13 protein-coding genes and 1 other RNA gene are annotated in these 14,495 nt (G+C 62.5%); 4 read left to right on the top strand and 10 right to left on the bottom strand.

Features of this window, described 5'->3' with window-relative positions; translation table 11 throughout:
• The first annotated feature begins 473 nt into the window (after positions 1-473).
• The 4 genes from G365_RS0116520 (at position 474) to G365_RS0116510 (ending at position 3,936) form a co-directional block, all read left to right on the top strand.
• Entirely contained in the window at positions 474-671 is a 198-nt protein-coding gene (locus G365_RS0116520; protein ID WP_019646648.1) for a hypothetical protein, read from the top strand.
• Between the two features lie 276 nt (positions 672-947).
• Positions 948-2,624: a methyl-accepting chemotaxis protein gene (locus G365_RS22075; RefSeq protein ID WP_019646647.1), complete on the top strand. Its 1,677-nt coding sequence runs from the start codon at positions 948-950 to the stop codon at positions 2,622-2,624.
• Between the two features lie 90 nt (positions 2,625-2,714).
• Positions 2,715-3,162: RNase P RNA component class A (rnpB, locus tag G365_RS23190), an RNA gene on the top strand.
• Between the two features lie 171 nt (positions 3,163-3,333).
• Positions 3,334-3,936 (top strand): RBBP9/YdeN family alpha/beta hydrolase, encoded by a 603-nt coding sequence (locus G365_RS0116510; RefSeq protein ID WP_019646646.1) that lies wholly within the window; start codon positions 3,334-3,336, stop codon positions 3,934-3,936.
• 27 nt (positions 3,937-3,963) lie between these two features.
• On the opposite strand, the gene G365_RS0116505 is transcribed toward G365_RS0116510, so the two are convergent.
• The 10 genes from G365_RS0116505 to G365_RS0116460 all read right to left on the bottom strand — a co-directional run bounded on the left by G365_RS0116505 (position 3,964) and on the right by G365_RS0116460 (position 14,466).
• On the bottom strand, positions 3,964-4,944 hold the full coding sequence (locus G365_RS0116505; RefSeq protein ID WP_019646645.1) for a sugar kinase: 981 nt from the start codon (positions 4,942-4,944) through the stop codon (positions 3,964-3,966).
• A 4-nt stretch (positions 4,945-4,948) separates the two neighbouring features.
• Entirely contained in the window at positions 4,949-5,959 is a 1,011-nt protein-coding gene (locus G365_RS0116500; RefSeq protein WP_019646644.1) for an ABC transporter ATP-binding protein, read from the bottom strand.
• Positions 5,937-6,989 carry an ABC transporter ATP-binding protein gene (locus tag G365_RS0116495; protein WP_019646643.1) on the bottom strand — a complete coding sequence of 351 codons (1,053 nt, stop codon included), beginning with the start codon at positions 6,987-6,989 and terminating at the stop codon, positions 5,937-5,939. The genes G365_RS0116500 and G365_RS0116495 overlap by 23 nt, the downstream gene beginning before the upstream one ends.
• Positions 6,986-8,050, bottom strand: a complete 1,065-nt coding sequence (locus G365_RS0116490) for an alanine racemase (protein ID WP_019646642.1) — start codon at positions 8,048-8,050, stop codon at positions 6,986-6,988. The genes G365_RS0116495 and G365_RS0116490 overlap by 4 nt, the downstream gene beginning before the upstream one ends.
• Complete coding sequence (locus G365_RS0116485; protein WP_019646641.1) at positions 8,040-8,858, bottom strand: IclR family transcriptional regulator; 819 nt, start codon at positions 8,856-8,858, stop codon at positions 8,040-8,042. Before G365_RS0116485 ends, G365_RS0116490 begins: the two co-directional genes overlap by 11 nt.
• 39 nt (positions 8,859-8,897) lie before the next feature.
• A complete protein-coding gene (locus tag G365_RS0116480) occupies positions 8,898-9,281 on the bottom strand; it encodes a RidA family protein (protein WP_019646640.1) in 384 nt (127 codons plus the stop codon).
• A gap of 11 nt (positions 9,282-9,292) precedes the next feature.
• Positions 9,293-10,951: an N-acyl-D-amino-acid deacylase family protein gene (locus G365_RS0116475; protein WP_019646639.1), complete on the bottom strand. Its 1,659-nt coding sequence runs from the start codon at positions 10,949-10,951 to the stop codon at positions 9,293-9,295.
• A 17-nt stretch (positions 10,952-10,968) separates the two neighbouring features.
• Entirely contained in the window at positions 10,969-11,853 is an 885-nt protein-coding gene (locus tag G365_RS0116470; protein WP_019646638.1) for an ABC transporter permease, read from the bottom strand.
• A 2-nt stretch (positions 11,854-11,855) separates the two neighbouring features.
• Positions 11,856-12,797: an ABC transporter permease gene (locus G365_RS0116465; RefSeq protein ID WP_019646637.1), complete on the bottom strand. Its 942-nt coding sequence runs from the start codon at positions 12,795-12,797 to the stop codon at positions 11,856-11,858.
• 118 nt (positions 12,798-12,915) lie between these two features.
• Positions 12,916-14,466 carry an ABC transporter substrate-binding protein gene (locus tag G365_RS0116460; protein ID WP_019646636.1) on the bottom strand — a complete coding sequence of 517 codons (1,551 nt, stop codon included), beginning with the start codon at positions 14,464-14,466 and terminating at the stop codon, positions 12,916-12,918.
• Positions 14,467-14,495 lie beyond the last annotated feature (29 nt).

The raw sequence follows: 14,495 nt of genomic DNA, 5'->3' as shown, positions 1-14,495 counted from the left end.
TCCAGCCATTCGTCCGGCCAGATACCCACGTATCCCTTCCCTCTCTTCACTTGTCTAACAGCGGCGCCACCGGGGTGACTTCCAACTTCGCACCGTCAGCTTTTCGCTGCGGCCCGCGTCGTCGGGAGGCGCTTTATAGGTCCCCCACGCAGAACCGTCAAACACTTTTTTCTCAAAAATGACTCTTTATTCAGGGGGGTGGCCGTTCGCATTTGCAAAATGCAATGTCCCCTTCCCCTTCCCTCATCCATCCTGCTCATATTTCCAATCAAGCCGGAATGCTATTCTCTACCAATCGCTCGGGGTCCCGGAAGACCCCGCGTGAAAGACACGAATACGACAAAACGGCAGAAGCCGATACACCGGCGCGGGTGGGGGGGGCTTAAGGCAGGACAGCAGCGACTGGCCCGTAGAACCATAACCATCATCAGGAAACGTCACGTTCCGCCCGTCAGCCCGGAGGGGGAAATCAAATGCAAAAGCGTACATTCCGTATCGCAACAAAGTTACCGCTTCTAACCGGCCTGATTGTTCTGCTGGCGATCACGGTGACAGCGTCCGTTGCTTATTTTCTGGAAGCCCGTCAGCTGGAAAATGACGCACTTGAAAAGCTCGATACCCTTCACGATAGCCGCAACACTATGCTGAAAGCTTACCTGGGAACGGTTTAAACCGACCTGATTGTACAGGCAAGCTCCCCGAATATTCAAGAAGCGTTACATGAACTGGGAGATGCGTATAGCCGTCTTGGTGGCAATGCGGAAACGACCCTGCAGGCCGCCTATATCACAAAGAGCCCCTACAAAGCTGGCGAGCGGCAAAAACTGGACGACGCGAAAGACGGTTCAGCTTATTCCGCCACTCATGCACGCTGGCATCCATGGCTGCGGACAGTTCAGGAAAGCCAAGGATATTACGATATATTTCTGGTCACTCCGGCGGGTGACGTGGTCTACACCGTTTTCAAAGAGCCTGACTTCGCCGGGAATGTTCTGACCGGGAAATGGAAAGACACCGACCTTGGCTCTGTCTTCCGTAAGATTGCCGCGGCACCAAAGAACGGGGCCGTGCAGTTTGCAGACTTTGCTGGCTATGCGCCGTCAGACAATGTCCCTGCCAGCTTTATCGGTACACCGGTCCTTGACGACAAGGGCAATTTCCTCGGTGCCCTGATCTACCAGATGCCGATCGACCGCATGAACAGTCTTCTGCAGTCTGAAAAGGGGCTTGGAAAAAGCGGGGAGATCATGCTGATCGGGAAAGATCTGCTGATGCGGAATCAGGCCCGGTTTATCAAAACCAATACAATCCTTAAGGAGAAGCGGGAAACGGCGTCAATCCGTGCCGCGCTTTCCGGTGAGGAAGGAACAACGGCAGAAGTCCTGGCCGATGGCACTCATGTTTTGACCTCCTACGCACCCTTTATCTTTGGTGGTGTGACATACGCTCTGGTCGCACAGATCAAATCAGATGAAGTGCTGCAGCCTGTCCGGGATGCCAGAAACAGCCTGCTGATGGTTGGCGCTGCGATTGCTGCCTTTGGGCTGATCTGCAGTGTTCTGTTCTCCCGCACCATTACCCGCCCGCTGAGTGATATGACCATCGCCATGAAGGGCCTTTCAGAAGGCAACCTGAGTATCCCGATCCCTGCCAGTGAGCGAGGGGATGAAATCGGTGCAATGGCTCAGGCAATGCGGGTCTTCCGCGATAATATGTCTGAGATCGACCGCCTGAAACTGGAGGAAGAAGCCAGTAAGAAGCGGGCGGCAGAACAGCGCCGAGCCGAAATGATGCAGTTAGCGGATTCTTTCGAGAACAAGGTACGGGGTGTTGTCAACAGCGTCTCCAGCGCCGCGACGGAACTGCATTCCCAGGCAGATGCCTTGAATGCCATGGCTTACCAGACCCAGCAGCAGGCCACCGCTGTTGCCGCCGCAACCGAACAGGCTTCAGCCAGCGTGCAGACGGTTGCCGCCGGTGCGGAAGAACTGTCAGCCTCGATCTCCGAAATCGCCCGACAGGTGGAGTTCTCAACCGACGCAGCACGCAATGCTATGGAAAAAGCCACCTCAGCCCGCGCCATGATTGATGGGCTGGCTCACTCCTCGCAGCGGATCGGAGAAGTTCTGACTCTGATCAGTGCCATTGCCGGCCAGACCAATCTTCTGGCGCTGAATGCCACGATTGAGGCGGCCCGGGCCGGTGACGCCGGAAAAGGCTTTGCCGTGGTTGCCAATGAAGTGAAAAGCCTCGCCAATCAGACCGCACGGGCCACCGAAGAAATTTCCCGCCAGATTGAGGGAGTACAGAATCAGACAGCACAGTCCGTGCAGATGATTGAAACCATTGTTGAGGCCGTCAACAGTATGAATGAGATTGCGGCAACCATTGCAAGTGCCGTGGAGCAGCAGAATGCTGCCACCCGCGAAATCGCTGGCAATACCCAGCAGGCCGCGACCGGCACCACAGAGGTCTCGACCCATATTCAAGGGGTAACCCAGGCGGCATCGGAAACAGAACACTCCGCCACCCAGGTCACGCAGGCCGCTGCAGATGTCAGCCGTCAGTCAGAAATTCTTCTGGCAGAAGTAGATGCCTTTATCGCGGAAATCCGCGCCGGGTAATGCTGCCCCTTTCTGCGGCGGACAGGGATCTTCCCCTGTCCGCCGCAGACTGACCTTGATTCCGTCCCCGAACCGTCTATGGTGCAAAAGCCAGATGGCCGGGTGATCGCCCCAGTCCGGCGGCTTCGGCTGCCGGAGGGGAGGAAAGTCCGGGCTCCACGGAATCACGGTGCCGGATAACGTCCGGCGGGGGCGACCCCAGGGAAAGTGCCACAGAGAGCAAACCGCCCGGACTGCGGTCCGGGTAAGGGTGAAAGGGTGCGGTAAGAGCGCACCGCGCTGCTGGTAACAGTGGCGGCATGGTAAACCCCACCGGGAGCAAGACCAAGTAGGGACGGCAGCCGTTAACCGTCGCGAGGATCCCCGCACCGCCTTCGGGCACGCGGTGACATCGGGCGGCAGGAGCGGCAGGCAGGATTTCGGGCCGCCGTCCGGGTCGGTCGCACCGAGGTGTTCCGGTAACGGGCACCCCAGATGAATGATCACCCAGCGCCTTTCGGGGCGTGGACAGAACCCGGCTTACAGGCCATCTGGCAATTTTCTCTTTTCTTTCTGGGATGTCAGGTCAGAGAAAATTTGCCGCAATTAATTTTAACACAAAAAAATTGTCATTATATTTAATTTTACATTCGTTATTGACAGGCCGTGGCACTGCGGTAGCATCGTTGTTGATCCTAACAGACGACTCCTGATTGCCGGACTCAAAATCATGACTACCTATCTCGTCGTTCCCGGCTGGCAGAACTCCGGCCCGCAGCACTGGCAGAGCCTGTGGCAGCAAAAATCCCGCAACTGGTACCGCGTTGAGCAGGCAGACTGGGAAAACCCGGTCGGGGACCAATGGGTCGCCACCCTCGACCAGACCATCCGCAGCCTCGGCCAGAGCCGTGGCAACCCTATTCTTCTGGTCGCCCACAGCCTTGGCTGCCTGACGGTCGCCCATTGGTTTGAAAGGCATTCGCCTGACGGGGTCATCGGTGCCATGCTGGTCGCCCCGCCGGATCTGACCCAGCCGAATGCCCCGAAAGAAATCGTCGGATTTCTTCCGCCGCCAGCCTCACCGATCCCGGTGCCATCCGTGCTGGTTGGCAGTACGAACGATCCTTATTGCAGTGTTGATGTGGCACAGGACTTCGCCCGCACCTGGGGATCGACTTTTATCAATGCCGGGGCTGTGGGGCATATCAATACGGACTCCGGCCTTGGGGAATGGCCGCAGGGGCAGCGCCTTCTTGCTGACCTTGTGGAACAGGCGCAGGAAGAAGATCCCTCGATCACGCCCCGGCAGGAACGGACGACGGAACCGGCATAACCATCCGGTCGCCTGACCCATAACGGGTCAGGCGGCCCCCCGTTCTGCCAGAAAGGCCCGGACTGCTTCCTCAGCGGGAACCGGGGCCACCGCTCCTAACCCTGTCGCCGACAGGGCAGCGGCAGCAGCGGCGTAAGAAACCGCGTCGGTCAGAGTGTCACCCACCGCCAGACGCGCCTCCAGCGCACCGTCGAAGCAATCGCCCGCCCCGCTGGCATCAACCACCTGCACGGCAAAAGCCGGAACAGATGTGACATGTCCGTCGTGATCAATCCACACCCGGCGCGGGCCATCTTTCAGGACCGTCGTTTTAACCCCCTGCGCCCGGCACCATGCCAGCCCTTCCTCCGGGGTCGAAACTCCGGCCAGCAGCCGCAGGTCATCGACACCGGGCAGAAACAGGTCACACAGCCGGGCAGCGGCCCCCACCAGCGCCCGGGCCATTGGCATCGGCCACAGGCTGGGGCGGACATTGGGATCAAAGCAGACCATAACCCCAACGTCCGCCGCCCGCTCCATCGCCGACAGGGTGGCGTTGGCAGCGGAGGAAGAGATTGCCAGACTGATCCCCGATGCATGTAGCATCCGGGTCCGGGCCAGAAGGCTATCGGGAATGTCCGCCGCCGTCAGGCCGGTGGCGGCAGAATGACGGCGGGCATAGCTGAACGCATGGCCCCCCGGGCCATGGGTGACGAAATAGGCCCCGGTCTGGGCCCCCGGCACCACGGCAACCGCCGAGGCGTCCACCCCTTCCCGCCGCCACAGATCCTGCAGCAGGCCGCCGAACGCATCGTCACCGATCCGGCTGACATAAGCCGTGCGCGCCCCCTGCCGGGACGCCGCAATCACCATGTTTGACGTATCACCGCCAAATCCCTGCACATAGGCGGACGAGACCGAGATATTCCCCGGCTGCTGATTAAACTCCACCATCGCTTCACCGATGGCGACGATATCCAGATCATCCGGCCCTTCAACGGGCCGGGGGGGCAGAAAGGCTGCGGTCATGATATCAGGCCAGTTCAGTCAGGCGGTCGCAAGCAGCCAGATGCCCGGGTGCCAACTCTGTCAGGGCGGGCACGGCAGCGGCACAGGCCGGGGCGGCATGCAGGCAGCGGGTGCGGAAAACGCAGCCTGACGGGGGATTTGCCGGGCTGGGCAGATCAGACTTCAGCAGAATCCGCTCCCTCTTCTGATCAGGATCAGGTTCCGGCGAGGCTGACAGCAGCGCCCGGGTATAGGGGTGACGCGGCCGGGTCAGGCTGGCGACCGGCAGAATTTCCATCACCCGCCCCAGATACATCACCATCACCCGGTCGGACAGATAGCGCACCACCGACAGGTCATGGCTGATGAACAGCATGGCAAGGTTCATATCCCGCCGCAGATCCTGCAGCAGATTGATGACCTGCGCCTGTACCGACACATCCAGCGCCGAAACCGGTTCATCCGCCACCACAAAGCGCGGCTCCACCGACAGGGCTCGGGCGATGCCGATACGCTGACGCTGACCACCGGAAAACTCATGCGGGAACCGGTTCATCGCATCGGCGGGCAACCCGACTTTCTCCAGAATCGACGCAATCCGGTCGTCCCGCTCTGACCGGCTGCACGGCAGATGCAGATCAATGGCTGTGCCAAGGATTGACCGCACCCGCTTCCGTGGGTTCAGGCTGGCGTAGGGATCCTGAAAAATCATCTGCATGTGACGGCGGAACCGGCGCATCGTGCCGGTATCGAGCGTGGTGACCTCCGTCCCGTCAAAGCGGATGCTGCCACCGGTCGGTTCCACCAGCCGCAGCAAAGACCGTCCGGCAGTGGTCTTCCCGGAACCGGACTCCCCGACCAGACCCAGCACTTCCCCGGCTTTCAGCGAAAATGTCAGATCCTCCACCGCCCGCACCCGGCCGACTTCCCGCCGCATCAGGCCGCGCACAATGGGAAAATGCTTCTGCAGACCGCTGATCTGCACCAGTGCGCCGGTCTCAGCGGCAGCGGTATTAACGGACGGCTGCGGCGACATCGGCGTCCCTCCAGCGGATACAGCGAAGACTATGGGGGGGAAGGCCGTTCCCTGAAGAAACGTCCTCAAGCGGCGGCACCGCCGTGTGACAGGCCTCAATCACCCGGTCACAGCGGCTGGCAAAGGTGCAGCCGGTCTGACGGATCAGCGGGCTGGGCACCGTGCCGGGAATGGCATACAGCCGACGGCCATAACCACTCTCCCCTTCCTCCAGACGCGGCACGCTGGCCAGCAGCCCCCGGGTGTAAGGATGGCCGGGCGCCTTGAACAGGGTGCGGGTCTCTGCGGTTTCAACAATCCGCCCGCCGTACATCACCGCCACCCGGTCAGCCACATCACAGACCACCCCCAGATTGTGGGTGATGAACAGAATGCTCATGCCGAAATCGCGTTGCAGACGGCGCATCAGATCAAGGATCTGGGCCTGAATGGTCACATCCAGCGCGGTTGTCGGTTCATCGGCAATCACCAGAGACGGGTCGCAGGCCAGCGCCATGGCGATCATCACCCGCTGGCGCATCCCGCCGGACATCTGGTGCGGATACTCCTGCACCCGGCGGTGCGGATCGGGGATGCCGACAACATCCAGCATTTCCTCGGCGCGTTTCCAGGCTGCCGCCTTGCTGACACCCTTGTGCAGCATGACGCTTTCGGCAATCTGGTCCCCGACCGGGTAAACCGGGTTCAGGCTGGTCATCGGCTCCTGAAAGATCATGCTGATCTCATTGCCGCGGATCGTGCGCTTTACCCGCTCCGGAGCAGTGCGCATATCCACCACGCTGCCATCGCGGCGGCGGACCAGAATTTCCCCTGCGGTCAGGCGGCCCGGCGGCGTCGGGATCAACCCCATCGTCGCCAGACTCATCACAGATTTCCCGGAGCCGGATTCCCCCACCAGAGCCAGCGTCTCTCCGCGCCGGATGGTCAGATCAACCCCATTGACCGCGTGGGCGACGCCCTCTTCGCCATGGAAGCGGACCTCCAGCCCCCGCACGGCCAGCATCACATCATCGGGCACAGGCGCTGTCATCGCGTGCAGCCCCGGGCAGCAATCTGCCAGGTGTCCACCACCGCACCGTTGCGCACCACCGGGATCGCATCATGCAGGTTGCTGACGACGCAGACATGGTTCGGCACAATCCGCACCCGGTCCCCGATCTGCGGCTTTTCCGGACAGCGGGACAGATCAACGATGCCATGTTCTTCATTCAGGCGGATGATCACCGCCCCGGGATATTCAAGGATCAGGCCGTGCCCTTCCCCCGCCGCCGGGCTGACCCGGTCGGACGACAGGGTCTTGGATCCACAGTCCAGCACTGCCAGCCCCTCTTCCGGGCGGCTGACGACAGTGGCGACCACCACCATCGCCACATCTTCCAGCGCCGCCGCCCCGGCGGCAACCGTGGCGCGGTCGTGGTAGGTATAGGTGCCGACACGGTATTCGGTCAGGAACGGCACCAGATGGGCGCCCCGGTATTCCGGGGTACCACCGCCGGAGACCACGCCGATCTTAAAACCGCTCTCGTCAGCCAGTGCTTTGAAAGCGGTCAGGAACGGGCCGGTCCGGTCGGTGATCGGATAGGTCATCACCCCTTTGTAGAAGCCCGGTCCCCCCGCAGCCTGAATATGGGCGACCAGAGCCACAGCTTCTTCCGGGGTGCGCACGCCGGTACGCATCCCGCCGGAATCAAACTCGATGTAAATCCCGATGGCCGCATCAGCGTCTCTGGCGGCCGCCAGTACCGTATCAACGGCCGCCACGCTGTCGGCAGCAACCGTCAGGGTACAGCCCCGCCGGGCCAGATCCGCCAGCCGGGCCTGTTTGGCGGCCCCGATCAGGGGGTAGGAAATCAGGATATCCGTGATCCCGGCTTCGGCCATCACCTCAGCTTCACCCAACTTCTGGCAGGTGATACCGACCGCCCCCAGATCCATCTGCTTTTTGGCCAGCAGCGGGATTTTGTGGGTTTTGATATGCGGGCGCAGGGCAAGGCCATGGGCATCGCAATAATCCTGCATCACGCGGAAATTATGGTCGACCCGGTCGGGATCAATCACCGGGGTCGGGGTTTCGAGGTCGTCAAGAAGCATCGGACAACTCCGCAGAAAGGGGGCGCCAGCCAAGATCGCGGGAAATAGCGTCGGCGGCAGACCGGATCACCGCACGCAGGGCCTGCAGACGGTCTTCGCCCATGTGAGCGAGGGAACTGGAGATACTGACCGCCGCCACCACCGCACCACGGGCATCGCGGATCGGGGCAGAAATGCAGCGGATACCGGGTTCATTCTCTTCCATGTCAAAGGCAACGCCATCCCGGCGCACCGACTGGATATCGGCGACAAAGGCCTCGACCGTCTGACAGGATGCCGGGGTGCGCACCCCATCCGCCGAAAAGCAGCCCCGCTGCTGGGCCAGCGGCTTGTCTGACAGCAGCGCCTTGCCCAGACTGGTGCACTGGGCAGGCATCCGCTGCCCGATGCGGGACCGCATTTCCAGCGACCGCCGCCCGGAAACCTTGTCGAGGTAAATTACCTCGTCGCCTTCCAGAACGCCCAGATGCACGGTGTCATTGGTCACCGCCGACAGGTCTTCCAGATGCGGGCGGGCAATGGTCGGCAGGTGGGCCTGCTCATGGGCGCGGAAGCCAAGCTCGATCAGCTTCGGCCCCAGCTGATAGCCTTTTCCATTCAGGCGACGCAGCAGCCCGGCTTTCACCAGCGTCGACAGCAGACGGTGGGTGGTGCTGCGGTTGATACCGACGGCCTCGGTGACCGTTTTCAGGTCATCGGCCCCGGCAGAGACGGCTTCCAGAACCGCCAGAGACCGCCATAGCACCTGACTGCCACTGTCTTTGGCACCGTCGGGAATCAGCGGGCTTTCGGTCCGGTCTTCGTCCATCAGCAGCCTCCTGCGCGCAAGCTGTTATCAGAAAAGGGATTAAGCCGCAGTTTCCGGCAGCAGGGCAATGCAGTCCATCTCGATCCACACGCCGATCAGACCGGCGGCGCAGGTGGTGCGGGCCGGGGCATTGGACGAGAAGAACTCTTTGTACACGTCGTTGTATTCATTAAAGCGGGTGGCATCAGACAGATAGGTATTAACCTTGATGATGTCTGACAGCCCACAACCGGCCTGCTTCAGAATGTTTTCCATATTGCGGATGCACTGGCGCACCTGCTCGGCGAAGTTATCCGGGATGGTGGTGGTCCCGGGGACCATCCCGATCTGGCCGGAGACGAACACCAGCCCGTTGGCAACCACGGCATGAGAGAAATGCCCGGCGGCGTTGGGACCATTGGTAATGACGATGTTTTTACGCATGGGATAATCCTTCAAAAAAGTCTCTGCGGTTCTGCTGTCAGGCCCGAAACACCCGACCGGAACACCCGACCGGGGGCCTGCCCCGGTGACAGGGTGACCGCCCGGCCATGATCCACCACCGGCACCCCGGCGACCCAGACATGATCAAGGCCCAGCGGCGGTAACGTCGGGTTGTCAAACGTGGCGCAGTCGCGCACATCATCGCCGAACAGCACCAGATCGGCGGCCAGTCCGGGGCGCAGGATCCCCCGGTCCTGCAGGCCGAACCGCTGCGCAGGCAGCGATGTCATTTTCCGCACCGCCTCCTCCAGCGGCAGGGTGCCCCCGGCCAGTGCATAAACACCGATAAAGCGCGGGAATGTGCCGCAGGCACGCGGATGCGGAAGGGTGCCCTGACGCGGCAGGCTGTCAGACCCCAGCATGTGCAGGCGGTGGCGCAGCACGTCGGCCAGTTCTTCTTCCGACAGCTGGAACATGATGATGGTGGTCTGTCCGGCATCGGACAGGATCAGATCCACCAGCGTCTCGAAGGGCTCTTCCCCGCGCTCTGCCGCCAGTGCTTTCAGGGTCCGGCCCTGCAACGGTTTCAGCACTTCGGTGGCAACACCGCTGATCCGCACATTCTCCCAGCCGATCAGCCGGACCTTGGATTCCCACCCGGCGTCCGGGGCCTCCCCCTGCTCCACCGCCCGTCGGATCGCCGCCTTCCCGGCCGGATCCCGCAGCCGGGCCGACAGGGCCGGATAGCCGCCGTCGAGCGCCGAAGGCGGCAGAAGCTGCAGAATGGTGCTGCTGCCTGCCGGATAAGGATACATATCAAACGACACATCGGTCCCGGCCTGCCGTTCCTGTTCCAGACGCGCCGCCGCCTGCCGGGCCTGTCCCCAGTACGGGGCTCCGGCGGCCTGCAGATGCGACAGCAGGCCAGCGGCTTTCGCCGCCCGCAGCAGACGCAGGAATTCCTCCACGCTGTCCAGCAGCCCGCCTTCATAGCTACGGACATGGGCAGCCAGAAGCCGCCCGCGCCGGGCCACCACAGCGGCGAGGGCCAGCAGTTCATCCTCATCGGCAAAGGCGCTGGGGGGATACACCAGCCCAAGGCTGAGACCTGCCGCGCCCTGTTCCAGCTGACGGTCGAGCAGCGCACACATGGTCTGCCGCTCCGCCGCAGAGGCCGCACGGCGTTCAAACCCCACCACCGCCAGCCGCAGGGCGGCATGACCGACCAGACCGACGTAATGGGTGTTCATCCCCGCCGCATCAAGCTCATCAGCATAGGTGGTAAAGTCGGGGAACACCTCGTCTTGCGCCACCGCCCCCAGCAGGGCCCCGTAGTGATCCCGCAGGGCAGCACCCGAAGACTCCACCGCCGGAAACAGCGAGAACGAGCAGTTGCCGCCGACCACGGTGGTGACCCCCTGCGCCGCCTTATCCCCCCGGGCCGGGGCCCGCAGGGCAATCAGGTCATCGTGGGTATGGGCATCAATGAAACCGGGGGCGAGGTAGCGCCCGGCGGCCTCGATCACCGTATCCCCGGCCTCCGCCATCGCCTGGCCGGGGGCGGTAACCGCGCGGATCACCCCGCCTTCTGCCACCAGATCACCACGGAACCACGGTGCGCCGGTGCCATCAATAATACGGGCATGACGGATAACCAGACGGGGAGTCATCGACAGGCACCCTTCTCTTACGAAGATTTCTGCAGGCGGGGATCAAGACTGTCCCGCAGCCCGTCGCCGACGATCTGCAGCGACAGCACGGTCAGCACAATCGCCAGACCGGGGAAGGCCATCAACCAGTCGGCCTGACCGATATACTGCTGCGACGCAGCGATCATATTGCCCCAGGTCGGGGTGGTCGGCGGGGTACCGACCCCAAGGAACGACAGCGCCGCTTCGGTCAGGATGGCATAGGCAAACACAAAGGTGCCCTGCACGATGATCGGCGATGACAGATTGGGCAGGATCTCTGACAGCATCACCCGCCACGGGGCAATCCCCAGCGCCCGCGCCGCCTCGACATACTGCATCTCGCGGATCACCAGCGTCGCGGCACGGGCCACCCGCAGCACACGCGGGGTGTAAACAATGCCCAGTGCCAGCACCACATTCATCAGCGACGGCCCAAGGCCCGCCATCAGCGCAATTGCCAGCAGAATATCGGGGAAGGCCATCATCGCATCGGTCAGACGCATGATCGGCCCGTCAAGCGGCCGGATGTACCCGGCCAGCAGCCCGCCGATGGCCCCGGCCACACAGGCAAAGGCGGCAACCAGTCCGCCGACCAGCAAAGACACCTGCCCGCCGTACAGCACACGGGACAGCAGATCCTGCCCGTATTCGTTGGTACCGAACCAGTAAGTGCCGCTCGGGCCCTTCAGGCGGTTCGCCAGTGACATCTTGTTGGGGGCGAACGGGGCCAGCCAGTCCGCCGCCAGAACGGCCAGAACAATCAGGGCCAGCACAACCGCCGACACCAGCACCAGACGGCGGCGGAACAGGCGGCGCAGCAACAGGCGCAACGGTGAGGTCTGCGGGCGGGGAACGGCGGCAGAAGAGGTGGAGGCGGTCATGATCAGTACCGGATCCGGGGGTCAACCACTGCATAAAGCAGGTCGATGACCAGATTGATAAGGACATACAGGCCGGAGATGATCAGCAGCGCCCCCTGAATCACCGGGTAATCCCGGCGCAGCACGGCGGAGACAATCAGATTTCCGGCCCCGGGCAGGCCAAACACGGTTTCGGTGACGATGGCCCCGCCGATCAGCACCGCCAGCGTCAGGCCGACCACGGTCAGAATCGGGATCATCGCATTGCGCAGGCCATGCTTGAGAACCACGCGATGGGTCGGCAGGCCCTTGGCCCGGGCGGTGCGGACATAATCCTCAGTCAGCACATCCAGCATGCTGGAGCGGGTAAAGCGGGTGATGATCGCAGAGTTGGGAATGCCCAGCGCCAGCGCCGGCAGCACCAGATGATGCATACGCTCCAGCAGACCGGCCCCCGGCTCGCCATAGCCCGAGACCGGAAACCAGCCAAGGTTGACGGCAAACCAGCGGATCAGGGTCAGACCGATCCAGAAGCTGGGCAGACTGGCCGCCAGCATCGCCCCGGCGATCACCGCCTGATCAACAGCCGTGCCACGGCGCACGGCGGAGATCACCCCGACCGGAACCCCGACCGCCACGGAGACCATCACCGCCATCGTCGCCAGCAGCAGGGTCAGTTCCGACCGCTCGGCAATGGCCGTCAGCACCGGCTTATTCAGGAAGATCGACTCCCCCAGATCACCGGTGACGATCTGTAAGGCGAACAGCCCGAACTGGGTCAGCAGCGGCTGATCCAGACCAAGGCGGGCACGCAGGGCCGCCACATCTTCCGGCGTTGCCGAGGTGCCCAGCATCACCGCTGCCGGATCCCCCGGCACCACTCGGGCGACGATAAAGACAACCACGGCCACCAGACACATGACGACCAGCATGCTTAACAGGCGGCGGACCACATAAGCGGCCATGACAACTCTCTCTGTAACGGGCTGTGAACAGCAGCAGACTGGAATGCTCCCGCAGGTCCGGCCCGCCACCCCCAAGGCCTAAGCCAGGGGCAGCGGACCGGCCCCGCCGGGGGAGGATTTATTTCACGCTGACATTCCAGAAATACGGCCACGGGGCCGGGTTGAGTCCCTCAACCTTTTCGCTGGTGGCGGCAAGGCTGTAGAACTCGCCGATTTTCAGGGTCGGGGCCTGCTTGAAGAACACATCCTGCAGATTGCCCCACAGCACGGCCCGGGTGGACGGATTGGCGTCAGAATTAAAGGCGTCCAGCGCCGCCGCTTTCTCCGGGGTGTCCCACCACCCGGCATAGGCCGGATTCATGATGGTGATCAGCGACGGTTCCGGCACAAAGGTATGATAGGTGAACAGCGCATCCCACTGCTTGGGATCATTGCGGCGCTGCACCAGCGTCGCCCAGTCCAGCACCTGCAGGTCAACCTTGAATCCGGCGTCCTCAAGCTGCTGCTGGGCAACCAGACTCATCTTATACAGGAAGTCATACTGGGTAGAGGTCATGATCCGGATCGGCTCACCCTTATACCCTGCCCCCTTGGCCAGCACCTTGGCCTTGGCAGCGTCAGCAGCGCCGAATGTTTCCGCGCCCTTGGTGCTGGCCAGCGCCGCACCCTTGCCGTAGAACGGTCCGTTGACGGCAAAAAACTCCGGGTCGCCAAAGGCGGCCATCAGCATATCTTCCGGGGCCAGTGCGCTCTGGATCGCACGGCGCAGGGTGGCGTTGGCCAGACTGCCTTCCTTATTGTTCATGATCATGAACGGCCAGGCGAACGGTTTGACCACAACCGGCTTGACGCCGGGCTTGCCGTTGATGCGGGCCTTCATCTCGGTCGGCAAAGCATCAGAATACAGGAACTGCCCCGACAGCGCCCCTTCCAGACGCGTCACCGCGTTGGGGGTCGGTACAAAGCGCAGCTCCGCTACTTTAGCCTCACGCTTCCCGGCATAACCGGACGCCTCCCCTGCCGGAGACGCGTAGTCCGCAAAGGCCTCCAGACGGATGTACTGATCGGGCTTATGCTCCACCAGCCGGAACGGGCCAGTCCCGATAAAGGTCTTCAGCGGGCCTTCGGCTTCAGCCTGCGCCTTCGGCATCATCACCGCGGCACCATTGTTGAAGGCCAGCAGCGACCCCAGCGGGGCAAACGGCTTCTTCAGGGTAAACCGCAGGGCCTTGCCATCGACGACCGACACTTCTTCCAGCACCGCCGCCACGGTCTTCCCGCGCGGAGACACCGCCAGCCAGCGCTTGACCGAAGCCAGAACATCCTCGCCGCCCATTGCCGAACCATCGTGGAACTTGACGCCACTGCGCAGCGGAATGGTCCACACCTTGCCTTCATCGGTCACCACCGGCTCCCCGGCTGCCAGCAGGGGCTTCAGGGTCCAGTTGGCATCAAAGGCATACAGGGTCTCAAAGACGTGCTGGGTGATGGTGCCGACCAGATCGGCGGTGGTGCTCATCGGGTCCAGCGACGGCGGCTCGCCGATGGTGGCAACGGTCATCACCCCGGTCGGGGCCGCCAGAACAGTCCCCGTCATCAGGGTTCCGGCAAAGGTCAGGGCGACAGACAGGCTGGCAGCCGCCAGCAGCCGCGGACGCAGGCTGGTCATTGTGGGATCTCCCATGGTCAACCGGTGCC

The organism is Novispirillum itersonii subsp. itersonii ATCC 12639, from assembly GCF_000381985.1.
In the GTDB taxonomy this organism is placed as follows: Bacteria; Pseudomonadota; Alphaproteobacteria; order Rhodospirillales; family Rhodospirillaceae; genus Novispirillum; species Novispirillum itersonii.
This window is presented reverse-complemented; position numbering and strand designations above follow the sequence as displayed.

Coding starts and splice junctions, on each gene's coding strand:
- G365_RS0116520 (WP_019646648.1), top strand. CDS start 474: ATGCAAAAGCGTACATTCCGTATCGCAACAAAGTTACCGCTTCTAACC.
- G365_RS0116475 (WP_019646639.1), bottom strand. CDS start 10,951: ATGACTCCCCGTCTGGTTATCCGTCATGCCCGTATTATTGATGGCACC.
- G365_RS0116500 (WP_019646644.1), bottom strand. CDS start 5,959: ATGTCGCCGCAGCCGTCCGTTAATACCGCTGCCGCTGAGACCGGCGCA.
- G365_RS0116465 (WP_019646637.1), bottom strand. CDS start 12,797: ATGGCCGCTTATGTGGTCCGCCGCCTGTTAAGCATGCTGGTCGTCATG.
- G365_RS0116510 (WP_019646646.1), top strand. CDS start 3,334: ATGACTACCTATCTCGTCGTTCCCGGCTGGCAGAACTCCGGCCCGCAG.
- G365_RS0116480 (WP_019646640.1), bottom strand. CDS start 9,281: ATGCGTAAAAACATCGTCATTACCAATGGTCCCAACGCCGCCGGGCAT.
- G365_RS0116495 (WP_019646643.1), bottom strand. CDS start 6,989: ATGACAGCGCCTGTGCCCGATGATGTGATGCTGGCCGTGCGGGGGCTG.
- G365_RS0116485 (WP_019646641.1), bottom strand. CDS start 8,858: ATGGACGAAGACCGGACCGAAAGCCCGCTGATTCCCGACGGTGCCAAA.
- G365_RS0116470 (WP_019646638.1), bottom strand. CDS start 11,853: ATGACCGCCTCCACCTCTTCTGCCGCCGTTCCCCGCCCGCAGACCTCA.
- G365_RS0116460 (WP_019646636.1), bottom strand. CDS start 14,466: ATGACCAGCCTGCGTCCGCGGCTGCTGGCGGCTGCCAGCCTGTCTGTC.
- G365_RS0116490 (WP_019646642.1), bottom strand. CDS start 8,050: ATGCTTCTTGACGACCTCGAAACCCCGACCCCGGTGATTGATCCCGAC.
- G365_RS0116505 (WP_019646645.1), bottom strand. CDS start 4,944: ATGACCGCAGCCTTTCTGCCCCCCCGGCCCGTTGAAGGGCCGGATGAT.